Annotated in this window: 19 protein-coding genes; 10 read left to right on the plus strand and 9 right to left on the minus strand. The window is 68.0% G+C overall.

The window, feature by feature from the left end:
• Positions 1-116: 116 nt before the first annotated feature.
• From FPJ27_RS25690 to FPJ27_RS25700, 3 genes are all read right to left on the minus strand, one after another.
• The gene (locus FPJ27_RS25690; protein WP_239483382.1) at positions 117-3,155 is read right to left on the minus strand and encodes a sensor histidine kinase; all 3,039 of its coding nucleotides are present in this window, start codon (positions 3,153-3,155) and stop codon (positions 117-119) included.
• 70 nt (positions 3,156-3,225) lie between these two features.
• The gene (locus FPJ27_RS25695; RefSeq protein ID WP_204426159.1) at positions 3,226-4,047 is read right to left on the minus strand and encodes a response regulator transcription factor; all 822 of its coding nucleotides are present in this window, start codon (positions 4,045-4,047) and stop codon (positions 3,226-3,228) included.
• Positions 4,044-4,214 carry a hypothetical protein gene (locus FPJ27_RS25700; protein ID WP_204426160.1) on the minus strand — a complete coding sequence of 57 codons (171 nt, stop codon included), beginning with the start codon at positions 4,212-4,214 and terminating at the stop codon, positions 4,044-4,046. The genes FPJ27_RS25695 and FPJ27_RS25700 overlap by 4 nt, the downstream gene beginning before the upstream one ends.
• A gap of 241 nt (positions 4,215-4,455) precedes the next feature.
• Between FPJ27_RS25700 and FPJ27_RS25705 the strand changes: the two genes are divergently transcribed.
• From FPJ27_RS25705 to FPJ27_RS25720, 4 genes are all read left to right on the plus strand, one after another.
• Positions 4,456-5,889: an ATP-binding protein gene (locus tag FPJ27_RS25705; RefSeq protein WP_204426161.1), complete on the plus strand. Its 1,434-nt coding sequence runs from the start codon at positions 4,456-4,458 to the stop codon at positions 5,887-5,889.
• Complete coding sequence (locus tag FPJ27_RS25710) at positions 5,886-6,524, plus strand: response regulator (RefSeq protein ID WP_204426162.1); 639 nt, start codon at positions 5,886-5,888, stop codon at positions 6,522-6,524. The genes FPJ27_RS25705 and FPJ27_RS25710 overlap by 4 nt, the downstream gene beginning before the upstream one ends.
• 97 nt (positions 6,525-6,621) lie before the next feature.
• Positions 6,622-7,332 carry an outer membrane beta-barrel protein gene (locus tag FPJ27_RS25715; protein ID WP_072435817.1) on the plus strand — a complete coding sequence of 237 codons (711 nt, stop codon included), beginning with the start codon at positions 6,622-6,624 and terminating at the stop codon, positions 7,330-7,332.
• A 201-nt stretch (positions 7,333-7,533) separates the two neighbouring features.
• Positions 7,534-8,415 carry a hypothetical protein gene (locus tag FPJ27_RS25720; protein WP_204426163.1) on the plus strand — a complete coding sequence of 294 codons (882 nt, stop codon included), beginning with the start codon at positions 7,534-7,536 and terminating at the stop codon, positions 8,413-8,415.
• A 27-nt stretch (positions 8,416-8,442) separates the two neighbouring features.
• On the opposite strand, the gene FPJ27_RS25725 is transcribed toward FPJ27_RS25720, so the two are convergent.
• Entirely contained in the window at positions 8,443-9,345 is a 903-nt protein-coding gene (locus FPJ27_RS25725; protein ID WP_204426164.1) for a LysR family transcriptional regulator, read from the minus strand.
• A gap of 57 nt (positions 9,346-9,402) precedes the next feature.
• Positions 9,403-10,104: a cysteine hydrolase family protein gene (locus FPJ27_RS25730; protein WP_083533866.1), complete on the minus strand. Its 702-nt coding sequence runs from the start codon at positions 10,102-10,104 to the stop codon at positions 9,403-9,405.
• Between the two features lie 232 nt (positions 10,105-10,336).
• Here FPJ27_RS25730 and FPJ27_RS25735 point away from each other — a divergent pair, with 232 nt between their 5' ends.
• Positions 10,337-10,588: a hypothetical protein gene (locus tag FPJ27_RS25735; RefSeq protein ID WP_204426165.1), complete on the plus strand. Its 252-nt coding sequence runs from the start codon at positions 10,337-10,339 to the stop codon at positions 10,586-10,588.
• A gap of 10 nt (positions 10,589-10,598) precedes the next feature.
• On the opposite strand, the gene glmS is transcribed toward FPJ27_RS25735, so the two are convergent.
• On the minus strand, positions 10,599-12,416 hold the full coding sequence (gene glmS / locus FPJ27_RS25740; protein WP_204426166.1) for a glutamine--fructose-6-phosphate transaminase (isomerizing): 1,818 nt from the start codon (positions 12,414-12,416) through the stop codon (positions 10,599-10,601).
• Positions 12,417-12,463: 47 nt separating this feature from the next.
• Positions 12,464-13,552: a hypothetical protein gene (locus tag FPJ27_RS25745; RefSeq protein ID WP_072435812.1), complete on the minus strand. Its 1,089-nt coding sequence runs from the start codon at positions 13,550-13,552 to the stop codon at positions 12,464-12,466.
• A 1,315-nt stretch (positions 13,553-14,867) separates the two neighbouring features.
• Between FPJ27_RS25745 and wecB the strand changes: the two genes are divergently transcribed.
• The 3 genes from wecB (at position 14,868) to FPJ27_RS25760 (ending at position 19,425) form a co-directional block, all read left to right on the plus strand.
• Positions 14,868-16,085, plus strand: coding sequence for a UDP-N-acetylglucosamine 2-epimerase (non-hydrolyzing) (wecB, locus tag FPJ27_RS25750; RefSeq protein ID WP_204426167.1), 1,218 nt, complete (start codon positions 14,868-14,870; stop codon positions 16,083-16,085).
• 557 nt (positions 16,086-16,642) lie between these two features.
• A complete protein-coding gene (locus FPJ27_RS25755; protein ID WP_175963889.1) occupies positions 16,643-17,104 on the plus strand; it encodes a (2Fe-2S)-binding protein in 462 nt (153 codons plus the stop codon).
• Positions 17,101-19,425, plus strand: coding sequence for a xanthine dehydrogenase family protein molybdopterin-binding subunit (locus FPJ27_RS25760; protein WP_204426168.1), 2,325 nt, complete (start codon positions 17,101-17,103; stop codon positions 19,423-19,425). Before FPJ27_RS25755 ends, FPJ27_RS25760 begins: the two co-directional genes overlap by 4 nt.
• A 73-nt stretch (positions 19,426-19,498) precedes the next feature.
• Here the strand turns inward: FPJ27_RS25760 and FPJ27_RS25765 are convergent, their stop codons facing one another.
• The gene (locus tag FPJ27_RS25765) at positions 19,499-20,875 is read right to left on the minus strand and encodes an ATP-binding protein (RefSeq protein WP_204426169.1); all 1,377 of its coding nucleotides are present in this window, start codon (positions 20,873-20,875) and stop codon (positions 19,499-19,501) included.
• The gene (locus tag FPJ27_RS25770) at positions 20,876-21,604 is read right to left on the minus strand and encodes a response regulator (RefSeq protein ID WP_072435807.1); all 729 of its coding nucleotides are present in this window, start codon (positions 21,602-21,604) and stop codon (positions 20,876-20,878) included. It abuts the gene before it with no gap.
• Positions 21,605-21,849: 245 nt separating this feature from the next.
• On the opposite strand from FPJ27_RS25770, the gene FPJ27_RS25775 reads away from it, so the two are divergent.
• Together FPJ27_RS25775 and FPJ27_RS25780 are read left to right on the plus strand one after the other, a co-directional pair.
• Positions 21,850-22,596 (plus strand): MipA/OmpV family protein, encoded by a 747-nt coding sequence (locus FPJ27_RS25775; RefSeq protein WP_204426170.1) that lies wholly within the window; start codon positions 21,850-21,852, stop codon positions 22,594-22,596.
• Between the two features lie 239 nt (positions 22,597-22,835).
• Positions 22,836-23,165, plus strand: a complete 330-nt coding sequence (locus FPJ27_RS25780; protein WP_072435805.1) for a hypothetical protein — start codon at positions 22,836-22,838, stop codon at positions 23,163-23,165.
• Positions 23,166-23,231 lie beyond the last annotated feature (66 nt).

Below are 23,231 nucleotides of genomic sequence, written 5' to 3' on the forward strand. Positions count from 1 at the left end.
AGAACCTATTCGGGAAGCGATGTTTGTAGGGCGGGTCCTACACGCGCGCACGCGCGAACGGGCCGCCGTGGAGAGAGCAGGGAGGGAAGGAAAGACAGCCGCCGGACGGCGGCCGTTCAGGCTTGCGGCGCCTGCGCCGCGCGTCGCCGGAGCGTGTCGCGCGCGAGGCACTCCGTGCGATCGACCAGCGGTTCGAGCGCGGCCGGATCGCCGGCCTGCACGGCGTTCTGCATGTCGCGCACCGCGTCGGCCACCGCATGCTCGTGGATCGTCGCGAACGCGCCGCGCAGCGAATGCAGTTCCGCCCGCAGCGCAGGCACGTCGTCACGCGCCAGCGCATCGCGAATCGCCGCGAGCGAACGGTCGAGCGTGTCGCTGAACAGTGCATGCACGTCCGGCGGCAACGGGCCTTCGGCCAGATCGACGAGCGTGTTTCGCTCGGGCCGGCTTGCCGCCGCCACCTTCGCGAAGCGGCGCACGGTGCGATCGATCGTGTCGAGCAGCACCGGCTTCACGAGCACCGCGACGATGCCGGCTTCGGCGCAGCGCGCGTGTTCGGCCGCACTCGCATGCGCGGTGATCGCGATCACCGGCAAGTCGGGATAGCGCGCGCGCAGCACGCGCGCGAGCGCGTAGCCGTCCATGCCGGGCATGTTCAGGTCGGTCATCACGAGGTCGTAGCGCGTGTCTGCGCAGCGGCGCAGTGCCGACGCGCCGTCGTCGGCCGCATCGGCCGCGTAGCCGAGCGTGACGAGCTGGCTCTGCTGCAGCGTGCGGTTCACCGGATGATCGTCGACGACGAGCACGCGCGCGGCCAGCGCCGGCAGCGCCGGCAGCGCCGCATCGGCGTCGGCGGTCTCGGCGCGGTGCCGCGCGATTTCCGCATCGGTCGCCGCACGCAGCGGCAGCGTGACGACGAACGTGCTGCCTTCGCCGGGCGCGCTCTTCACGTCGATCGCGCCGTGCATCATCTGCGTGAGGTGCTTCGTCAGCGCGAGCCCGAGCCCCGTGCCGCCGTAGCGGCGCGTGATCGACGTATCGGCCTGCGTGAACGGCCGGAACAGCGCCGCGCGCTGCGCGTCGGTCATTCCGATGCCCGTGTCGCTGACGCCGATCACGACCGGCGAAGCCGGGTCCGCGTCGTCGCGCAGATAGACTTCGAGCGTCACGTCGCCGCGGTCGGTGAACTTGATCGCGTTGCCGACGAGGTTCGCGGCGATCTGCCGGATCCGCACCGGATCGCCGACGTAGCGCGACGCGAGCGCATCGTCGACGATGACGTCGTACTGCAGCCCCTTCGCCGTCGCGAGCGGCTCGAACATCGCGCCGGTCTGCTCGATCGCTTCCGCGAGATCGAACGGGATCGCCTCGATCGTCATCTGGCCGGCCTCGATCTTCGACAGGTCGAGGATGTCGCTGATCAGGTTCAGCAGCACCGACGACGCGCCCTCGACCGTCTGCAGCCGCTCGCGCTGCGTATCGGCGAGCGGCTCGCGGCCGATCAGCTCAAGGTTGCCGAGGATCGCGTTGAGCGGCGTGCGGATCTCGTGGCTCATCGTCGCAAGGAACGCCGATTTAGCGTCGTTCGCGGCGTCGGCCGCGCGCAGCGCCTCGTCGAGCTTGCGCTCGATGTTCTTCTGCGACGTGATGTCGGAGAAGTTGCACAGCACGACGTCCGTATCGCGGTAGCGGGTGCGCACGAGATTGACGAGCAGGTCGACGGTTTCGTCGCCGCCGGCCGGCAGCGTGACGTGCAGGTCGGATTGCCACGCGCTCGCGCCGGGCGATGCGTCGAAGCGGGCCAGCAGCCGCGCCGCGAGCGACGGTGCGGCGGCGATGCGCGCGTCGTACGCGCGCATCGTGTCGTTCTGCAACAGCACCGCGCCGTCGGCGAGCGACAGCAGCGCGATGCCGGATGGCGCGGCTTCGACGATCGTCCGGTTCAGGTTCTCGCTTTCGACCACGCGGCGCGTGCGCGCATCGTCGGGCTTCAGCACGCGGCGGTCGAACAGCACCAGCAGCCCCCACACGAGCACGAGCGCGGCGAGCATCACGACGACGTACCAGCCGGCCTGCAGGCCGACCGCGGCGACGAGCGAGCGCAGCGTGAACGCCTGCACGATCGTCCAGTCGGTGTCGGGGATCGGCTGGCTCAGCGCGAACAGGCCGCCGCCGTAGGCCGTGCGCGGGCCGCTGCCGGTCGTCGCGCGGGTGCGGGTGGCGAGATCCTTCAGCGTGGCGAGCGTGGCCGCGTCGCTCGCGGCCGCGCCGGTGCGCAGCAGCGTGTTGCCCTGCGCGTCGGCGACGATCGCGCCGTTGGTCGCGTACTCGGTGGTCAGGCGTGTGCGCAGCACGTCCACGGGCAGCGTTGACACGAGCACCTCGAACGGCTGGCCGCCGGCATACGCGGCACCGACGAGCCGGAACACGTCGCGCCGCTGCACCGGATCGTACGCAGGCGCGTGCCATACGAAGCGGCCGGCGGCGGGCGGTTCGAGGCCGGCCGCGACCTGCGCGAGCAACGCCGACGCGCCGGCCGTGCCCGCCGTGGGCGAATCCGCGGCGGGGGCCGGGATCACCAGCGCGAAGCTGCGATCCGGGCGGTACACGTAACCTGCGACGGCGCGGTCGGCGTCGTGGTTCGCGAGATACGCGCCGACGCGATAGGTGAGGTCGCTCGCCATCGCGAGATCGCGCCCGTATGACTCGGCCGGCCGTTGCGGCGACAGGTCGGCGAGCACCAGCATCGACGGGATGCGGTCGCTGCCTTTCAGTTCGAGCCGGCCGTGCCCGGCGTCGAGGCCGGCGACCAGCGCCGGGTCGGTCACGCGCGTCTCGCGGAACGCCTCGTCGTGCGTGACGAGCGACACCATGCCGGTCATGCGCAGCTTGAATTCGAACTGGACGAGGAAGTGGCGCACGGCGAACGCCGTATAGCGCTCCTGGATGACTTCCTTCGCGACGGCATACAGCATCAGGCCGCTGGCGAGCAGGATCGCGATCGTCACGGCGATGCCGCCGCCGTAGAGCAGCGCGCGCTGCCGGTGGCCGACCGGCGCGTGGGAAGGGTGCGCGGCGCGGGCGGTTGGATGGGGGCGATCGGGTGCGGCGCGGTGGTCCATCGGGAACGGGGCAGTCGGCCAGGGTTCCGCCATGATAATGGAGTCGGACCAGTTTCCATGCTGCATGGCGGCAGCGAGGGGCCGCGCTGGCGCTGCCGGGTGTTCAGGCGATGCCGTCGATATCGTGCGTTGCGCGGGTTTCGCCGGTTTCGTCGGCTTCATCGAGATCGCCCGGCTCGCACATCACGAGCCGATAGCCGAATCCGTACATCGTCATCAGCCGCACGCCGTGCCGGCCGTCGAGTTCGAGCCGGTCGCGCAGGGTGGCGACATGCGTATCGACGCGGCGGCTCGACGACGCGACGAGCGAGCCCCACACGAGCTGGCTCAGATGCGCGCGCCCGAGCGCGCGGCCCATGTTCAAGAAGAACGCGGTCGCGATCTGGAAGTGCTTCTCGGTCAGCACGTGCTCGCGGCCGCCGACGCGAACCGTGCGTTCGGCCGCATCGAACTCGAACTGGCCGACCCGCCAGCGCCGATGATGCGTCGTGCGGTGGTGCGCCCACCTGAGCCACGTCGACACACTCGCGACGAGCAGCTCCGGCGGCGACGAGTAGGGCAGGTGCTCGTTGGCGCCGGCCATGAAACAGGCGGTGCGTGACGTGTCGTCGTCACGCTGGCTGACCGACAGAATCGGCGCGGTATCGGAAAAGCGCGCGCGCAGCGTGCGGATCGCTTCGAGCGTGCGGTAGCAGGTCGATTCGCATTGCACGACGAACAGGTCGAACGGCCGCGTGTCGCACGCGGACAGCAGCTCGGGCAGATATTCGAAGCGGGTGGGCCGGTAACCGGATTTCCTGAGGATGTCGTCGATGCGCAGGCGGTCGTAGCCGTATCCGGCGCGGCGCAGGCGATCGTCGAACGCGTGGCGGCTCGGATGGTCGATCGTCAGGATTGCGATGGCGAGCGGAGATGCGTCAGTCACGATGCGACGCCTTCGAAAAAGATCCCGCCGGGGTAGGCGGGACAAATATCGACTATGGAAATCCCGACCGCCCGCATCCAGGCAGCGAGCGGCAGGTGAAGCCATTGTGGCGGCTTCGGCATCGCAGGGAAATCGGCCCAGTCCGAATGTGTGCGGATTTTCGGCATGTTTTTCCGGAAAGCGCGGGCTGCACTGCGATTTAGGACGGGGCTGATCGTTGAGATAAGCGTTATCGGACCATGGGCAGGGTCGTCTTGCCGACAATGTGACGGAACCTGCGTGGCGCCGCGACATGGTCGTGTCGTTGCGCATGCAACCTTGCCGCCGATGCGCGCGCCATGTGCGATGTGTCGCGCGTCGGCCGTGCATCCCGTGCGTTTCGCACGCCGTCTGTTTCCGCCATCGATGATGAAACCCTCCCTTCGCGTCGCCGTGCTGTTCGCATGGCTCGTACTCAGCCTGGCCGGCACGGCTTTCGTTACGTCGCGCTTCGTCGCCGACGCGCACGATCGCTTCTTCCAGAATTCGAGCATCGTGATTCGCCTGCTCGCGCAGAAGGCCGCGCAGCACGAAGCAATCCTCGCGACGCTTGGCGCCACCGCGTTGCCCGCGCCGCCGTCGAACATGCTCGACAGCCTGCGCGAGCGCATGCCGCAGCTCGACGCGCTCGCGCACTGGCAGCGCGGCGCCGGATGGCGCGGCACGGGCGGGCGGCTGCCCGTCGGCGCGCCTTCGCGCGACGGCGCCGCGACGTTCGCGCTGACGTTCGACGCGGACGGCGGATACTGGCTCGTCGGCGATACGGGATGGGCGGTGCTGATCGATCCGCGCCGGTTGCTGCAGCCGGGCGACAGGCCCGATTCGTTGTCGTCGGCGACGCTGCATCTGCACGATCGCACGTTCGAGCTGTTGCAGCGCGCCGCGCCCGCGACACCGTTCGGCTGGACGATGCGCGTGGAGAAGCGCCTGCCTGCGCAACCGCAGGCTTTCGTGCTGACGACCACGCGCACGTTGACCGTGGCCGATCTGCCGTGGCTGCCGATCGCGCTGTGGAACGCGGTGGCCGCGCTGCTCGTCGCGGGCGCGCTCGGCGCGTGGCGCTTGCGGGAGGCGCGGCGGCGCGAACATGCGCGCGAGCGGATCGACCGCTTCGGCCGCCTCGACACGCTCGGCGAGATGGCGGCCGGGATCGCGCACGAACTCAACCAGCCGCTGACCGCGATCGTCGCGCATACGCGCGCGGCCGAACGCATGCTCGACCTGCCGGCCGAGCGCGACGGCGTGCGCCGCGCGCTGCAGTCGAGTGTCGCGCAGGCGAAGCGCGCGGCGGCGATCCTCGACCGGCTACGCGGCGCGATGACGTCCGCCGGCGGCGGACGCGCCGACGCGATCGATCCCGACGCAGTGATGGATGCCGTGCTGTTCCTGCATCGCGACGAACTCGCGCGCGAAGGCATCGCGCTGCTGTGGCACAACGCGGCGCCGCGCGCCGCGCCGGTGGCCGAGCCGGTCGCGGTCGAACAGATCCTGCACAACCTGATCCGCAACGCGCGCGACGCGCTGGCCGGCATGCCGCTCGGCGAGATTCGCATCAGCGGCGGCCGTGCGGGCCGGCACTATCGCTTCAGCGTCGTCGACAACGGCCCCGGCGTGCCCGACGACGCGCTGCCGCACCTGTTCGAGCCGTTCTTCACGACGCGCGAAAACGGGCTCGGCCTCGGGCTGCCGCTGTGCGACACGCTCGCGCAGCGGCAGGACGGCTCGCTGATGATCCGGAACCGCCCGTCGGGCGGCGTCGAGGCGACGCTGCTGCTGCCGCTGGCAGAGGAGGCGGGCGCATGAGTGGGACACAAGCGATGCCGCACGACATGCCGATCGTCGCGATCGTCGACGACGACGATCCCGTGCGCGACGGCCTCGCGCTGCTGCTGCGCACGGTCGGGCTGCCGACGCGCTGCTATGCGGATGCCCAGGCGTTTCTCGCCGACGCCGACGACCGCGCGCTCGGCTGCGTGCTGCTCGACCTGCGCATGCCGGGCATGAGCGGCCTCGAGGCGCTCGACCGGTTGAGCGCGCAGCGCGCACTGCCGGTGATCGTGCTGACGGGCCACGGCAATGTCGATGCGTGCCGGCGCGCGTTCAAGCGCGGCGCGAGCGATTTCCTGCGCAAGCCCGTCGACGACGACGAACTGATCGACGCCGTGCAGCAGGCGATCCGCCAGCACGAGCGCCGACGCGACGGCGACGGAGCGGAACAGGCGCGCGCGGCGCGGGTCGCGACGCTGAGCGTGCGCGAGCGGGAGGTGCTCGACGGCATCGTGCGCGGCAGCAGCAACAAGGAAATCGCGCGCGTGCTCGGGTTGTCGCCGCGCACCGTGGAGACGTATCGCGCGAACGTGTTCGACAAGCTGCATGCGGCGTCGCTCGTCGAGCTCGTGCGCGACTATGCGGCGTTCGCACACGCGCCGACTCCGTAGCGCTACGGAGGCGCAACCCGTAGGCGAACGGGTTCAGCGAAAACGGCGGGCTCCCTACGATGACGGTTTCCACGCATCATCGAAAAGGAAGCATGTCATGCTCAAGCACTTCGCCCTCCCGTCGTCGCTCGCGTTGCTGTTCTCGGGCGCCGCGTTCGCCGATACGGCCGCACCCGAAACGAAGCGGCAGGACCTGAGCGACGCCGGTTACTACGCAACCGCGCGCGTGGTCGGCGCGTTCGACAACGCGACCAACATGGAGCTGACCAGCCCGCGCGTGACGAATCGCGTCGGCGGCCCCGACGGCAATTCGAGCGTGACGGGCGCGGTGGCGCTCGGCTACCAGTTCGGCAACGGCTGGCGCGCGGAAGGCGAATACACGTTCAAGCGCACGGACAACTTCGTCAGCTACTGGGCGCCGTTCGACGCGAACGCGAACGAGTTCCACGTGTCGGCGCAGCGCCTGATGCTGAACGGCTACAAGGATTTCGATCTCGGCCGCGGTTTCTCGGTGTACGGCACGCTCGGCGTGGGCGTGGCGATCGTGTCGGCCGACGGCTGGCAGACCAACGACACGCGCCGTTTCGCGTCGCGCACGCAGACCAACCTCGCGTATTCGGCCGGCGCGGGCGTCAGCTATGCGATCAACAAGCGTTTCTCGATCGATGTCGGGTATCGCTATGTCGACATGGGCAACGTCGAGTCGGGCTACAACACGTTCGCGAACCGCGTGCTCGCGCGCGACGAGCAGCTGAAGTCGAAGCTGTCGTCGAACGAAGTGTTCATCGGCTTGCGCGGTCGGTTCTAAGCGCTTTTCGATCGGATCGATGCGCGTCGTCGCCGGTTCGTGTTCGCGCATCCGGTGCGGCCGTTCGTTCGCCGGTAGGACCAGGCTGACCGCATCGACGCACCGATCCGGCCTGGTCCGATTTACGGCGCGCGGCACGAACGGCGATACTCGCCATCATCGATTCACTCCACGGGAGCGCGGGTCGTCACGGCGGACGTCGTGCAGTGCCGCGTCAACATCATCATGGGCATGCAGGACATCACCGGCGTTTTCGCGCTACCGCTCGCGCATCCATATTCCGACGTGCCGCCGCCGTATGGCCGGCGGCGCGCGCCGTTCGTCAGGAGCCGGCGGCCCCTGCCGAGCGTGTTCGATCTGCGCGTGACGCGCGAGCCGCTCGAGGCGCCGCGCGTCGCGGCGGTCCAAGCGGCGGATTTCGGCTCGGAGAATCGCGCGTGGGCGGCGTCGCGCGCCCGGCACCGCCGCTTGCGGCCGACGCTGATGACGCTGCTCGTCGGCCTCGTGTTCGGCTCCGTTTGTGTCGCGGCGACGCATATCATCGACACCCGCACGCGTGTGCCGTCACCGGACACGTTCTACGAGGCGGCGATCTCGATGATGCCCGAGGCGGGGGGCGCGGCGCCGGTCGCCGCCGTCATCGCGCCGGAAAGCATGCAGCCGGTAGCGAATCGACAGGAATCGTTCGTGATGCAGACGGATAGCGCCGCAGCGAAGGACCCGCAGGAGGCCGTCACGACCGTCGTGCCCGCCGATGCACCGAAGCCCGCGATGGCACCGCGCCGCAAGCAGGCGCGCATTGTTCCGGCCCGCGAGCCGGCGGCATCGACAGCATCGACGGCACCGGTTACGCCGGCCGCCGCGAATGCCGCCACGCCGAAGGTGCGTGCGGCGCGCCACGACGACGCGGCGCTTGCCGAGGCGTCGTCGTCCGGCTCGGCCGCGGCGGTCGGCATGACCGCCGCCGAGTTCACGCGCTGGCTTGTCGCGACGCGCGAACCCGCGCGCCAGACCGCGCAGATCGCGCACCCGGCCGACACGGGCGTGGCCTTCACAGATCATCCGCGCCTGATCGAACCCTGACGGCCCGTGCGTCGAGCGAACGGCGCGCTATTGCGCGTCGGGCTCGCCATAGAGCGCCGCGACGAAATCGACGAACGCCCGCACCTTGGGCGGCACATGGCGGGATTTCGGATAGAGCGCGTAATAGAGCCGCGTCGCGAGCGTATAGCCGGGCAGCACGTGCACGAGCCGGCCATGCGCGATGTCGTTGCGCACCGTATGGCGTGTGAACGCGCCGATCCCGAGCCCGCCGACCACCGACGCATGCAGCGCGGTAATCGCATCGATCCTCAAGGTACTGTCGAGTTTCACGGCCACCGCCGGCCCGCGCGCCGGCGCGAGCTGCCAGCATGCACCGTCTTCCCGCCCGCTGTAGCCGAGCAATTCGTGCTCGGCCAGATGCGCGGGCGTGCGCGGCAGGCCGCGGCGCGCGATGTAGTCCGGCGACGCGACGAGGATCTCGTCCGATATCGCGAGGGTGCGCGCCACGAGGTCGGAATCCGGCAGTTCGCCGCTGATGCGCAACGCGACGTCGAAGCCTTCCGCGAGCAGGTTGACCAGGCGGTCGCTGCATGACACGTCGAGGCGGATGTCGGGATAGCTGCGACGGAACGACGGCAGCCAGTCGGGCATCTCCAGCGTGCCGACGGAAAGCGGCATGCTGACGCGCAACCGGCCCGACGGCTTGCGCCGCTTGTCGGTCACGTCTTCCGCGGCGGATTCCACGCGTTCGAGGATATCGACGCAGGCCGCGTAATAGCGTTCGCCGGCAGGCGTGAGCGAGAAGTGCCGCGTGTTGCGATTGACGAGCTGGACGCCGAGCTGCGCTTCGAGCAGCTTCAGCTGACGCGAGACGGTGGAGTGGGTCGTGTCGAGACGCGCGGCCGCGGCGGAAAATCCCTTCGTGTCGACCAGGCATCGATAGATGCGCATCGCGAGCAATTGATCCATGCTGAAACGCGTCCGGATGGGCCGCGCCCGCGACGGCGGGCACGGCGGGGTTCGTGATCAGCGAACCAGCCTGACGATCCGGTCGGTCGTCATCACGTCGCCGAAGGTGTCCTCGATTTCCGCGAGCGCCGCGCGATGCAGCGTGTCCTTGTCGATCGACTGACCGTCGTCGCGGACGATGCCGCGTGTCGCGGAAGCGTCGGATGCTACCACGACCTTGTAGCCGAGCGGCACCGCGTCGCGCGCCGCGCCGGCAACGCATGCATGCGTCATCAGGCCCGCGATCACGAGCGTATCGATGCCATCGGCCTTCAGGCGCTTGTCGAGATCCGTGCTCGCGAACACGCTGACGGTCCGCTTCTGCAGCACGGTGTCCGTGGCGCGCGGCCTCATCTGCGGCACGAACTCGACGGTCTTGCCGCCGAGCGCGAACAGCGGCGAATCCGCGGGCGCGACGTGCTGGATCTGGAACACGCGGATGCCGTGCGCGTCCGCGAATTCGATCAGCCGCTGCGTATTGGCAATCGCACGCTGGATGTCGGGGATCGGCATCTTGCCGTTCAGATATTCGTTCTGGAAATCGATGACGACGAGCGCGGTCGATTTCGGCACGAGCTGGTCGATCGGCTTCGCACCGGCCATCGCGCGGATCGTCGGCGTGGCGGGAAACGCGGGTGCGGCGCTTGCGGCCGGCATCATCGCGGCGGCCGACGCGAACAGGGCGAAGCGCGCGAAGTTGCGGATCGAGAAGGTAAACATCGATGTGTCTCCAGGGAGTCAAAGGGTGATCGAACTGTACGTTCGATCGGCGACCATGGCGACATCGAGCCAGGCACAGTTCCTGTGTGTACGGTGCACAAGTCACGAACGCAGGACTATCTCGGCTCTGCGATAAAAGATACGGAAAGCGGTGCGAATTCAATAACAAGGGGCCCAGTCGCCTGGCCGCGAGTCGGTCAGGGGCGGCCCGGCCGAAGCGGTCGGCGAGCCGATGCTGAACGTGCAGATCCGTCGCCCCGGCGATTTGTCGCGAGTCGCGAACGGACCGCCGCGCGCGGATGTCTTGCCGGCCGGTATGACGTTTGCCGATCGAACTGACTACATCCTGCGCGGGTCGACGCGTCTGCCGGACGATTTCGTGATCGGCCGCGTCCATCGGCCATCGCCGCACGGATCCCGTATCGTTTTCACGTACGGCAACGCGTGCGGCGATCAACCCGACCCCGGCGTTGCGCCGGAGTGACACAACCCCGTCACTCGACCGTCACCGATTTCGCCAGGTTCCTCGGCTTGTCGATATCCGCTCCGCGCAAACACGCCGCGTGATACGCAAGCAGCTGCAACGGCACCACATGCAGGATCGGCGACAACAGTCCGTAGTAATCCGGCATCCTCAACACCGACACACCCTCGCTGTTGTCGATCCGCGTATCGGCATCGGCGAACACGTAAAGCTGCCCGCCGCGCGCCCTCACTTCCTGCATGTTCGACTTCAGCTTCTCGAGCAGCGCATCGTTCGGCGCGATCGTCGCGACGGGCATCGTATGGGTGACGAGCGCCAGCGGCCCGTGCTTCAGCTCGCCCGCGGGGTACGCTTCCGCGTGGATATACGAAATCTCCTTCAGCTTCAGCGCGCCTTCGAGCGCGATCGGGTAATGCAGCCCGCGCCCGAGAAACAGCGCATTTTCGTGCTGCGCGAATTCCGCCGCCCAGCGCTCGATCTGTGGCTCCAGCCTGAGCACGTCGTCGAGCGCATCGGGCAGTCGCCGCAACTGCATGGTGTAGCGTGCGAGCTGCGCATCGTCGACATAGCCGCGCAGCCGCCCGAGCGTCACGGCGAGGATGAACAGCGCGACGAGCTGCGTCGTGAACGCCTTGGTCGACGCGACGCCGATTTCCGGGCCGGCCCGCGTCAGGAACCGCAGGCCCGTCTGACGCATCATCGCGCTGGTCGGCACGTTGCAGATCGCCAGCGTGTCGATATGGCCGAGCGCCTGCGCATACTTGAGCGCGGCGAGCGTGTCGGCGGTCTCGCCGGATTGCGACACGCTCACCACCAGCGTGTTCGGTGTGGCGAGCGCGTCGCTGTAACGGTATTCGCTCGCGATTTCGACCTGCGCGGGCACGCGCGCGATCGTTTCGAGCCAGCGGCGCGCGGTCAGGCCGGAATAGTGGCTCGTGCCGCACGCGAGAATCAGCACGTTGTCGATCTGCCCGAACGCCCGTGCGGCGTCAGGGCCGAATACGGCCGGATCGAACAGCCCCGCATCCGGGATGGTCGCGGCCACCGCCTGCGGCTGTTCGAAAATCTCCTTCTGCATGAAATGCCGGTACGGCCCGAGTTCGACCACGCCTTGCGCGGAGGAAACGGTTTGTATCGCGCGCTCGACCTGCGCGCCGCTGCGATCGAGTACCCGCACGCCGCCCGTCGTCAACTCGACGACGTCGCCTTCCTCGAGAAAGATGAAGCGGTCGGTGATGCCGGCGAGCGCGAGCGCGTCGGACGCGAGAAAGCACTCGCCGTCCTTCACGCCGACGACGAGCGGGGAGCCGGCCCGCGCGCCGATCAGCCGCTGCGGCTCGTGTTTGCTGAACACCGCGATCGCATAGGCGCCGTGAAGCTGCGACGTCGCATCGCGCACGGCGGCGAGCAGGTCGCCGCGATACTTGCTGTGGATCAGGTGAGCGACGACCTCGGTGTCGGTCTGGCCGTCGAACTCGTAGTGCTTGTCGGAAAGTTGCTTGCGCAACGTTTCGTGGTTCTCGATGATGCCGTTGTGTACGAGCGCGATTTCGTCGCGCGAGAAGATCGGATGCGCGTTGCAGGTTGCCGGTGCGCCATGCGTCGCCCAGCGGGTGTGCGCGATGCCGGTGCTGCCGGTCAGGCCGGTGCTGCGCACGTGCGCGTCGAGATCGGCGACGCGCGACATGCTGCGTTCGCGGCGCGCCTGGCCGTCGACGACCGTTGCGACGCCGCATGAATCGTAGCCGCGATATTCGAGGCGACGCAAACCTTCAATCAGAATCGGGACGATGTCCCGTTGCGCGACCGCGCCGACGATGCCACACATTAGACTTCTCCTTCCCTTTTGATCATCATGAACCGCGCACCCTTGCATCAGCGCGACGCGGTTGCCGTTGCCGCCGCCGTCGTGAATCCGCATCGAGCGGGTGTGACGGGCTCCGCCATCCGGCTTTCGAATGCCAGATAAAGCGATTCCTCCAGTACGTTCCAGTGTGCACCGTGACGGTATGGGCCCGATCGCGCATGCCAGCAGGCGACCGTGCTCCAGTCGTTCATCTTGAGCGCGACCAGCGCGATCAAGCCCCACGGATAATCGGTGCCGGCGAGTTGATGCCATGTCCTGCCGTACTTCTGCATCCATTGCGCATAGATCATCTCGTTGGATTGTTCGGGAACCTTGATATCGGACAGGAGCGGGAAAATCTGCGCGACTTTCGCCGGATAAAAACTCGTACCGCCGACTTGCTGCGTGCTGGCGCGAAAGCCGGACTGCGCGCCGCGCCAGAACACCTTCAGGATCGCCGACGCGAGCTGGTCGGCACGCTGGCTCCACGGGCCCGCATGCATGTAGTCGGCGCGCCGTACGTAGTACGCCGCGAGCGCCCGGAACGCGCCGTGCACCTCGACGTTGTCCATCAGCAGCGCGACGTGCAGCGACGACGAGATCTGATAGATGCCGGCAGGCTTGTCGAGCAGGGTGTCCAGATGCGCGCCTGCGCGGCTCAGGCTGAGTTCCCATGCGGCGGGCATGCCGTCGGGCGGCGCGAAGCGGGCGAGCAGTTCGATCCAGGTCGCCATCATCGCGTCGTCGGCGTCCGCTTCAGCGCATGCGCTGTACTGGCCGTTCTGCACACAGTAGCGATCGAAGCCGCCGTCCAGACGCTGGCGCGGCAACAGCCAGGCAATCCATGCGAGTGCGGCCTGATGCGCGTCGAGCCGCGCATCGGACGCGGCGAGCAGCGCCTTCGCCGCGAAATAAGGATCGATGCCGGCACCGTTCAGGCGCACGGTGATCGCTCCGTCGGGGCGTTGGTACAGCCCGTTGAGCAGGAGCTCGGCGGCGCTCGCGTGCAGCGCGAAGCCGCACGCGGCGACACAGCAGGCGATGCGCCACAGGCGGCGCAGCCGGGCGGTGGCCACCGCGCATGCGCGTGCAGCCGGGAAAAGCGCGGGCCGGTTCATGATCGGGGGCTCCTGCGCGGTGGTCCTTCGCAATCGTCGCCGGATGCGGCGTTGGCCGCGTCGCGCCCGGCGAGCGTGTCGACGTTGTGGCTCAGTGCACCGTGGTGCCGGTGAACTTGAGGCTGGTGCCGCCATTCGCGCTCACGGGCCGGTTCGTCGCATGAGCGCTTGAAGGCGGCCCGCGGATCGCGCGGATGTCGACGGGAAACGACGGCGCGTTTGTCGCGCAGGGGCGGCTGTCTTTCGCCCCGGGCGGACGCGTCGCCTCCCGGCTTCGTTGCTTCGGCGCCTCCGTCTGTCCGCTGTCGTGCGAGTACTTCGGGACACACCTGTCCGGTATTAAGCAAGGCGTGAGCCATCGGCCGCGATGCACCGTGCAGCAAGGGGCGGGAGGGCGGGCTGAGAATGCGGACCGGGGGCGGCGGCGGGTTTTGATTCACCGACGAATCAGCTCATGCGCAATCGGTGCGATCGCACGCGGTCGACGTTGCGGCCCGCACGCGCCATGCGGCGGGCGATTTGTCTGCCGAACCGGTGCCACCTTGCGGGGGGGCGGCTTTGCGAGGTCGGCGCATCACGCGCTATTCACTGCATATGCATAGGTCGGGAGGCCGGGGCGATGCCCGCTACCGCGAGCGCAGGATGGACCGGACTCGGATGTAACCGCCGGTTCCGGATTTGCGTTACACATTCGCAACATTTCGCTCTCGCGGACTCATGCGGCGCAAACGACGCCGCATGTCGGGGAATCCTCCGTGCGCGACCGTGGCCGAGCGGTCGATTGCACGCCGCGGACTGCACGGACAAAGGTTGCGAAGCGAGGCGACGCAAAGCGTTTCGAAAGATGCGCGAGGTCCGGGGCGCAATGGGTGCTCGACATGAATTCGTTATTTATCGGACGACGTCGCCGGATGGATCGTGCGACCGACCGGATGTTTATCCATGCCGCGCTCGTCGGGCGATGCGACGCTCGTAGCAGTTGTGAAACATTCCGCACGCGCGGCATGTGCGCCGCGCGCGCCGAACGAACCGGACCCGGCCGCAGGGCGGTTGGTTTGATTATTGCTGTAGTGGTTGTGGCGTGACGAACAGACGTGACGCACGGCCCGGCGAGGAACGACTCATGACGTGACCGATCAAGTGCAACGGGACGCCGGTAGTACGACGATTCGCGTGGCGGAGACCGCGCGGACAGGATGGCGCGCTCGCCCGCGACACCGCTGCACCGCGTGCGCGGACGGGAGGCGCCGCCTGAATACATGCTTCGCGCCACGAGCAGGCTCATTCAGCGCGGGGTGGCTAAACGAGGATAACGATGAAAAAGATCTTGCTTGTGTTCGGGACTCGGCCGGAGGCCATCAAAATGGCGCCGCTGGTGCGCGCGCTGAAGGCGCAGACGGATGTCGACGTCAAGGTATGCGTGACCGCGCAGCATCGGGAAATGCTCGATCAGGTGCTGACGTTGTTCGACATCAAGCCCGACTACGATCTCGACCTGATGCGTCAAAGCCAGACGCTGACCGACGTGACGACCAGTATTCTTCAGGCGATCGGCTCGGTCTTCGACGAATTGCGCCCGGACGTCGTGCTGGTGCACGGCGATACGACGACCACACTCGCGGTCAGTCTCGCGGCGTTCTATCGCTACCTGCCGGTCGGGCACGTGGAGGCCGGTTTGCGCAGCGGCGACATCTGGTCGCCGTGGCCGGAGGAACTGAATCGCCGTGTGACCGACGCGGTATCGTCGTGGCATTTCGCGCCGACCGGGAAGGCGCGCGACAACCTGCTCAGCGAGGGCGTGCCGGGGGGCGCGGTCGTGCTGACCGGCAACACCGTGATCGATGCGTTGCACGAGGTCAAGCGCATGCTGGACCACAACGACGAGCTGACGGAAAAGGTTGCCGCGAGTTTTCCGTTCCTCGAACCGTCGCGTCGCGTCGTGCTGATCACCGGCCATCGCCGCGAGAGCTTCGGCGAGCCGTTCCGGCATTTCTGCGAGGCGTTGTGCACGCTCGCGAACCGCTATCGCGATGCGCAGTTCGTCTATCCGCTGCATATGAATCCGAACGTGCGGGAGCCGGCGCGCGCGCTGCTTGGCGGCGTGCGGAACATTTACCTGATCGAGCCGCAGGAATATCTGTCGTTCGTATTCCTGATGTCGCGCGCGCATTTCATCATCACCGATTCGGGCGGCATTCAGGAGGAAGGGCCGGCGCTGGGCAAGCCGGTGCTTGTCACGCGCGACACGACCGAGCGGCCTGAAGCGATCCAGGCCGGCACCGCACGGCTCGTCGGCACCAATCAGGAGCGGATCGTCTGGGAAGCGTCGCGGCTGTTCGACAACGAAAGGGCATACGAGGAAATGTCGCGCGCGAGCAATCCGTATGGCGACGGGCATGCGAGCGAGCGGATCGTTCACGCGCTGATGCGTACGCCGGGGGCGACCTCGAAGACGACGAGTTTTTCGATGGGGGCCGCGGAAATGCCGTATAACGCGCTCACGCTGGGGTTGCAGGCGTTGAGGTCGCGATGAACGTGATCGCGCGGTAGCGTCCGAACCGTTCGATGCGGTCGTGCGAAGGTCCGGTCCGGCCGGGAGGCTGGCCGGACCTTTGCATTGACGCGATTTCGCGATCGACCATTTTCCGTTTTCCCGGCCCGTTGATCGCACCGGGCAGCGTGCGGGAACGAGAAAGAAACGCCTTCTGCCGCGCATCGGGACGCCGGCACGCAAGCCGCCGGCGACATCGCCGACAGGTATGACCCGTCGCAACCTCCCTTTCCAGGCTGAACCTCCTTCCCCCGATTGCCTAAAACTCTCGAATCGCCTCGATCCGACGGCAAATTCGAAATGGTTCGATAATGCCATCGGCGATCCACGCGGACGAGCGGTTGACCGGGATGTCATCGAAAGGTTGCGAAGGCAACCGGAAGACAGCGTCGTTTGCGGCATCGGCCCGAGCGTGTCTGCAGGCGACACGGTCCACGAAACGGCGCCACGCCTGCCTGGTTGTTCGGAATGTGCGCCGCGCCGTTCGAATCCCCACTCGATGCCTGCCGGACGCGGGCGTCGCAACCAGGAGGTGAACGATGATCATGCTGACCGTCAACGGTAGCGAACAGCATTTCGACGGCAATCCCGACATGCCGTTGCTGTGGTATCTGCGCGATGTCCTTGGCCACACCGGCACCAAGTTCGGCTGCGGCATGGCGCTGTGCGGCGCATGCACCGTGCATCTCGACGGTGTCGCGATCCGTTCGTGCATCACACCCGTCGCGGCCGCTTCCGGCAAACGCGTGACGACGATCGAGGGACTGTCGACGGACCTGACGCATCCGCTGCAGCAGGCATGGCAGGAACTGAACGTCGCGCAGTGCGGCTACTGCCAGTCCGGGCAGATCATGCAGGCCGCGTCGCTGTTGAAGACGAATCCGCATCCGAGCGACGCCGACATCGACGATGCGATGTCCGGCAACATCTGCCGCTGCGGCACCTATACGCGCATCCGCGCGGCAATCCGGCTGGCCGTGCGCCGCGGAGGTGCGGCATGAGCGCGCCCGAACTCTCCGTCCACAACGAAAGCCGCCGTGCGCTGCTGCTCGGCTTCGCATCCGGCGGGCTGCTGCTCGCGTTCGGCGTGCCGTCGCTCGCGCGCGCAGCCGCGCCGGTGCAGCCGCCCGTCAGCACGAATCCGCAGTACGGCGGCGCCGGGATGCCGCACGGGTTGCGCGACGATCCGCACCTGTTCGTTGCGATCGCAACGGACGGCACCGTCACCGTGACCTGCATCCGCTCCGAAATGGGGCAGGGCGTGCGCACGAGCGTCGCGCTTGTGGTGGCCGATGAACTCGGTGCGGACTGGGCGCGCGTGAAGGTCGCGCAGGCAGTCGGCGACGAGCCGCGCTACGGCAACCAGAACACCGATGGCTCGCGCAGCCTGCGCCAGAGCTTCGCCGCGCTGCGCCGCGCGGGCGCGGCCGCGCGCACGATGCTCGAGCAGGCTGCCGCGACGGCGTGGGGCGTCGACGCGCGCCAGGTCAAGGCGACGGTGCACGAGGTCGTCGATACGAAGAGCGGGCGCAAGCTCGGCTTCGGCGAGCTCGCGGCGAAAGCGGCCGCGCTGCCGGTGCCGGATCCCGCCACCGTGATGCTGAAGGCGCCGGCCGAATTCCGCTATATCGGCAAGGGCAAAACCGCATTGATCGACGGCCGCGACATCGTCGGCGGCCGTGCGCACTACGGGATCGACACGCGGCTCGACGGCATGCTGTATGCGGTCGTCGCGCGACCGCCGGCCTATGGCGACACGGTGGCGTCGTTCGACGCATCGGCCGCCGAGAAGCTGCCGGGCGTCGTCAAGGTCGTGCAGCTCGCGTCGACGGCGCTGCCGTCCGGCTTCCAGCCGCTCGGCGGCGTAGCCGTCGTCGCGCGCGACACGTGGACGGCCATCCAGGCGCGTGCGCAATTGAAGATCGACTGGAAGCACGGGCCCAACACGAACTACGACTCGGCCGCGTATCGCAAGACGCTCGAAGCGGCCGCCGCGCAGCCGGGCGACGTGATCCGCAACGACGGCGACGCGGCCACGGCGCTCGCCGGTGCCGCGAAACGCGTGCGCGCGACGTACTACATCCCGCATCTCGCACACGCGACGATGGAGCCGCCCGCGGCCGTCGCACGGGTGGCGGACGGCCGCTGCGAAGTATGGACCTGCACGCAGGCGCCGCAGACCACGCGCGACGAGATCGCGAAGGCGCTCGGGCTGCCGACGGAGCACGTGACGGTTAACGTAACGCTGCTCGGCGGCGGTTTCGGCCGCAAGTCGAAACCGGACTACGTGGTGGAGGCGGCATTGCTGTCGAAGGCGGTCGGCGCGCCGGTCAAGCTGACGTTCACGCGCGAGGACGACATCGCGCACGACTATTTCCACGCGGTGTCGCTCGAAGCGTTCGACGGCGGGATCGATGCGTCGGGGAAGGTGGTCGCGTGGCAGCATCGCACGGTCGCGCCGTCGATCCAGTCGACGTTCAGGGCCGGCGTCGTGCACGAGCAGCCGGGCGAACTCGCGCAAGGGATCGCGGATCTGCCGTTCGCGATTCCGAACGTGCGGATCGAGAATCCGGCCGCGCAAGCGCACACGCGGATCGGCTGGTTCCGCTCGGTCTACAACATTCCGCATGCGTTCGGAGTCCAGAGCTTCGTGTCGGAGCTCGCACACGCGGCCGGCCGCGACCCGAAGGATTTCCTGCTCGAGCTGATCGGGCCCGCACGGCGTTTCGAGCCGCATATCACGGTGAAGAACGTGAACTACGGCGAGGATCCCGCGCTGTATCCGGTCGACACCGGGCGGCTGCGGCGCGTGGTCGAGACGGTCGCGCGCGAAGCCGGTTGGGGACGCAAGCTGCCGAAGGGGCACGGGCTCGGGATCGCCGCGCATCGCAGCTTCGTGTCGTACACGGCCGCGGTGTGCGAGGTGCAGGTCGGCGCGGACGGCAAGCTCTCGGTGCCGCGCGTCGACATCGCGATCGACTGCGGGCCGCAGGTCAATCCGGAGCGCGTGCGCTCGCAGCTCGAGGGGGCGGTGGTGATGGGGCTCGGCATCGCGCTGCACGGCGAGATCACGTTCAAGGACGGGCATCCTGAACAGAGCAACTTCAACGGCTTCCAGGTGCTGAGAATGAACGAGGCGCCGCGCGAAATCCGCGTGCATCTCGTCGCGCCGGACGACTTCGCGACGCCGCTCGGCGGCGTCGGCGAGCCGGGCCTGCCGCCCGTCGCGCCGGCGCTGACCAACGCGATTTTCGCGGCGACCGGCACGCGCATCCGCAGCCTGCCCATTGCGGATCAGCTCGTGAAGCAAAAGGCGGGCTGATGAACCGGTGCGCGCCGGTTCGCGATCGTCCGGCGCGCAGTCGTGACAATCCCCTCGGCGGATGCCGCGGCGCTTAGGCGCGCCGTGGCAGCGTCGCCGTATTCGCGGGATCGCTGATGCCGTTCGCGGCCCGCGCCGGCGCGTCGCCCGGCAAGTCGGGCAGCGTCAGCGCCGGCAGCGTGATCACGAAGCGCGCGCCGCCGAGCGGCGAATCGTCGAGCCGGACGTTGCCGCCATGCACGAGCGCGACGCGCCGCACGATCGCAAGCCCGAGACCGAATCCACCCGTCTGCCGGTCGCGGCTCGAATCGAGCCGCTGGAACGGTTCGAACACGCGCGCGCGCTCGACGGCCGGAATGCCGGGGCCGTCGTCGTCGACGCTCAGCACCAGCATGCCGGACGCGTCGCTCGTCGCGGACAGCCGTACCGTGCGCGTCGCATAGCGCGCGCCGTTGCGGATCAGGTTCAGCAACGCACGCGCGACGAGCTTCGGATCGCATACGTAGGTGGCGGGCGCACCGCACGTCGACACGTCGAGCGTGATCCCGCGATCGGCGATGTCGTTCGCGACGTTGCCGGCGACGCTGTCGATCAGCGCATCGACGCCGATCTCCATCGGCGCGAGCTGGCTCGCGCCCTGTTCGAGCCGGCCGATCGTCAGCAGCTCGGTGACGAGCTCGTCGAGTTCGCGTACGTCGTGCCGCAGCGCGTCGCGGCGTTCGCGCATCCGTCCCGTTTCGTCGGGTTCCGCGAGCAGCGCGAGCCCGAATTCGAGCCGCGCGAGCGGCGTCTTCAGTTCGTGCGAGATGCCGTGCATCATTTCGCGCTGCTGCTTGATCGACGCCTCGATGCGCTCGGCCATGTCGTTGAACTGCTGCGACAGTTCGTAGATGTTCGACCGGCCCGACAGCTTCACGCGCGTCGACAGGTTGCCCGCGCCGAACGCGCGAGCGGCCTCCTGCAGCCGGCGCAGGTCGCGCCAGTGATACGAGGTCCACAGTGCGACGGCGAACAGCGCCGCGAGCGCGATCACCAGGTACGCATAGATCTTGATGTCGAGGTCGGCGGGTTCGATCGGGCGTGCATGGAGCACGGACCCGTCGGCGAGCGGCATGTAGTAGTTCTTGCCGTTGTAGCTGATCGCGATCCTGCCGGCGTCGAGGTCGCGCAGCGGCGCACCGCTCAACTGGCTGCGGGCGTCGGCCATCGTCACGAAGCCGAATCGCTCGTTGCCGTGCTGCGCGAGTTCACGCAGCGCGAGCGTGCGCTGCGCGCCGGGATGGCGTTCGAGGTAGTCGTTCAGCACGAACGCGTAGGTGGTCAGCGAATCGCGCTGTGCCTGCGCCACACGCTCATAGAAGATTCGGTTGAACGAGTATTGAATCAACATGATCGATGCGGCGCAGCACACGATCACGATGAGATACAGCTTGATCAACGGGCGCAGCATTTACTCGTCCCACGCGGAAGGGCTGAACAGGTAGCCTCGGCCCCAGATCGTCTTGATCCGGTGCGGCTCCGACGAAGCATCCTCGAAGCGGCGGCGCAGCTTCGAGATGCCCGAGTCGACCGAGCGGTCGAGCCCGTCGAACTCGATCCCGCGCAGCTGCTTCAGGATGTCGTCGCGGCTCAGCACCGTGCCGGCCGCACGCGCGAGGATCAGCAGCAAATTGAATTCGGCGGTCTTCAGGTCGACGAGTTCGCCGCGCCACGTGACCGTGCGGTTCGGCGGCGAAATCGTCAGCTCGCCGAACACGAGCGCGTGCGCCGGCGCATCGGCCGGCGATTCCGGTGCGGCGGGCTGCGCGCGCCGCAGCAGCGCACGCGCACGCGCGACCAGCACGCGCGGCTCGATCGGCTTCGTCACGTAGTCGTCGGCGCCGAGTTCGAGGCCGGCGACCTGGTCGTAGACGTCGGCGCGCGCGGTGAGAATCAGCACCGGGACGTTGGTGAACGCGCGAATGCGCCGGCAGACTTCCATCCCGTCGAGATTCGGCAGCATCAGATCGAGTATCACGAGCGCGGGCCGGTGTTCGCGCACCGCGGCGACCGCGAGATCGCCGCGTCGCACGACCGTCACCGCGAATTCATAGCCGTCGAGATATTCGCGCACGAGCTGCGCGAGGCGGTCGTCGTCCTCGATCAGCAGCACACGGTATTTGAGCGGATTGTCGTTCATGGTCTTCCCGAAATGCTCGCGTCGCCTGGCGCTCCGGCAGGCGGGCGCGCGACGCGGCACTCGAATTCTATCCGCGTTGCCGCGGCCTGAGCCACCGCTAGACAATCGGGAACACTCGAACACAATTGGGCACAGATTCACCGCAGATTCCGGACAGTTCCGCCGCGCGGCCGCACCTAGACTTCGGGCTTCGTCATTCTTATCTCGATATTGTGCGTCCATTCCTCCACTTCTCCCGCTATTGCATGCCGCTTGCCGGCCTGACCCTGGCCGCCGTCGCCCACGCCGAAAACCAGTACGCGATATCGCTCGGCGGCGGCGTCGCGCCGCGCTACCAGGGGAGCAACCAGTATCGCGGCGTCGTTGCGCCGTCGTTTTCGGCGATGTTCGGCAACGGCTTTTTCATCGGCACCAGTGGGGGGGCCGGCTACCGGCTGAACCTGCCGAACGGCGCGTTCGTGTCGGCGGCGGTGGGCTACGACCCGGGCCGTGCGGACGAAAACCGCTTCGATCTGCCGGGCTCGGACCACCTGAAGGGGATGGGCCGCGTTCCGGGCTCGGTGCTGGTCGGCATGCGTGCGGGCGTGAAGTTGCTGGACGGCGGCGAACTGAGCGTCACGGTCGACGCGCCGGTCACGCATACGTCGCGCGGCCTGTCCGGGCACCTCGATCTCGCGGTGCCGGTGTTCAAGGCCGGGCGGCACGAGATCGTCGTGACGGGCAGCGTGCACGCCGGCACGGGACGGTATATGCAGACGTTCTACGGCGTGACCGATGCGCAGTCGATGACGAGCGGATTCAGCCCCTACTCGACGAGCGGCGGCGTCGACAGCGCGACGATGTCGGTCGCTTGGAACTGGGACGTGTCGCGGCACTGGTCGGTGCACGCGACCGGCAGCTTCACGCGGCTGCTGGGACGCTACGGCGACAGCCCGATCGTGCAGACGCGCAGCAACTATTCCGGAATGACCGGCGTGACGTACAAGTTCTGAGCGCGGCCGACGCCGATCCGCTGCGCGGTTCGATCGCGCACGCGCGGGCGAAGCGGGATTCGGCGTCGCGTCGTCATGGTCAATCGCGTGCGGTAACATGCTCGAGGCTTCGGCATCGCGCCGGCCCGTGACGGCGCCGCTTCGGCAATGCAGGTTGCGCGCGCAACCGGTCACGGATGGAACAGGCCCGGTCGGCCGGAACGTCGCGCGTTCGCCGGCCGGGCATAACGGAGAAATCGATGAAGAAAGCGATCACGATGATGGTTGCGCTCGTTGCGGGCGCAACGTTTGCCGGATGTGCGGACATGAACACGAAGAACGCGAATGGCGGCGGCGCTTCGGCGAACGCCGGGCAGCCGGGCGTGTCGCGCGCATGCAAGGCAGACGCGGGGCCGGACGACGCGCTGATCGGCAAGAGCGAGGCCGAAGCGGCCGCATTGCTCGACGGCTGCCTGTGGCGCGTGCTCGAGCGTGACGGCAAGTCGTTGCCGGGCACGATGGATTATCGGGAAGAGCGTCGCGATCTCGGCATTCGCGACGGAAAGGTGGTGTGGGTGCGGCGCGGGTGATCGACGCGGTCGGCGGGAGGCGCGTTCGCTGCCGGCATCGCTCACACTATCCGCGTGTGATCCGGA

This window comes from Burkholderia sp. MS455 (genome assembly GCF_016899445.1).
Classification (GTDB): Bacteria; Pseudomonadota; Gammaproteobacteria; order Burkholderiales; family Burkholderiaceae; genus Burkholderia; species Burkholderia pyrrocinia_C.

Excerpts from the sequence above, each read along its gene's own strand:
- FPJ27_RS25690 (WP_239483382.1), bottom strand. The coding sequence starts at position 3,155 with ATGGCGGAACCCTGGCCGACTGCCCCGTTCCCGATGGACCACCGCGCC.
- FPJ27_RS25700 (WP_204426160.1), bottom strand. The coding sequence starts at position 4,214 with ATGCCGAAAATCCGCACACATTCGGACTGGGCCGATTTCCCTGCGATG.
- FPJ27_RS25705 (WP_204426161.1), top strand. The coding sequence starts at position 4,456 with ATGAAACCCTCCCTTCGCGTCGCCGTGCTGTTCGCATGGCTCGTACTC.
- FPJ27_RS25710 (WP_204426162.1), top strand. The coding sequence starts at position 5,886 with ATGAGTGGGACACAAGCGATGCCGCACGACATGCCGATCGTCGCGATC.
- FPJ27_RS25715 (WP_072435817.1), top strand. The coding sequence starts at position 6,622 with ATGCTCAAGCACTTCGCCCTCCCGTCGTCGCTCGCGTTGCTGTTCTCG.
- FPJ27_RS25725 (WP_204426164.1), bottom strand. The coding sequence starts at position 9,345 with ATGGATCAATTGCTCGCGATGCGCATCTATCGATGCCTGGTCGACACG.
- FPJ27_RS25730 (WP_083533866.1), bottom strand. The coding sequence starts at position 10,104 with ATGTTTACCTTCTCGATCCGCAACTTCGCGCGCTTCGCCCTGTTCGCG.
- FPJ27_RS25735 (WP_204426165.1), top strand. The coding sequence starts at position 10,337 with ATGCTGAACGTGCAGATCCGTCGCCCCGGCGATTTGTCGCGAGTCGCG.
- glmS (WP_204426166.1), bottom strand. The coding sequence starts at position 12,416 with ATGTGTGGCATCGTCGGCGCGGTCGCGCAACGGGACATCGTCCCGATT.
- FPJ27_RS25745 (WP_072435812.1), bottom strand. The coding sequence starts at position 13,552 with ATGAACCGGCCCGCGCTTTTCCCGGCTGCACGCGCATGCGCGGTGGCC.
- wecB (WP_204426167.1), top strand. The coding sequence starts at position 14,868 with ATGAAAAAGATCTTGCTTGTGTTCGGGACTCGGCCGGAGGCCATCAAA.
- FPJ27_RS25755 (WP_175963889.1), top strand. The coding sequence starts at position 16,643 with ATGATCATGCTGACCGTCAACGGTAGCGAACAGCATTTCGACGGCAAT.
- FPJ27_RS25760 (WP_204426168.1), top strand. The coding sequence starts at position 17,101 with ATGAGCGCGCCCGAACTCTCCGTCCACAACGAAAGCCGCCGTGCGCTG.
- FPJ27_RS25765 (WP_204426169.1), bottom strand. The coding sequence starts at position 20,875 with ATGCTGCGCCCGTTGATCAAGCTGTATCTCATCGTGATCGTGTGCTGC.
- FPJ27_RS25770 (WP_072435807.1), bottom strand. The coding sequence starts at position 21,604 with ATGAACGACAATCCGCTCAAATACCGTGTGCTGCTGATCGAGGACGAC.
- FPJ27_RS25775 (WP_204426170.1), top strand. The coding sequence starts at position 21,850 with ATGCCGCTTGCCGGCCTGACCCTGGCCGCCGTCGCCCACGCCGAAAAC.
- FPJ27_RS25780 (WP_072435805.1), top strand. The coding sequence starts at position 22,836 with ATGAAGAAAGCGATCACGATGATGGTTGCGCTCGTTGCGGGCGCAACG.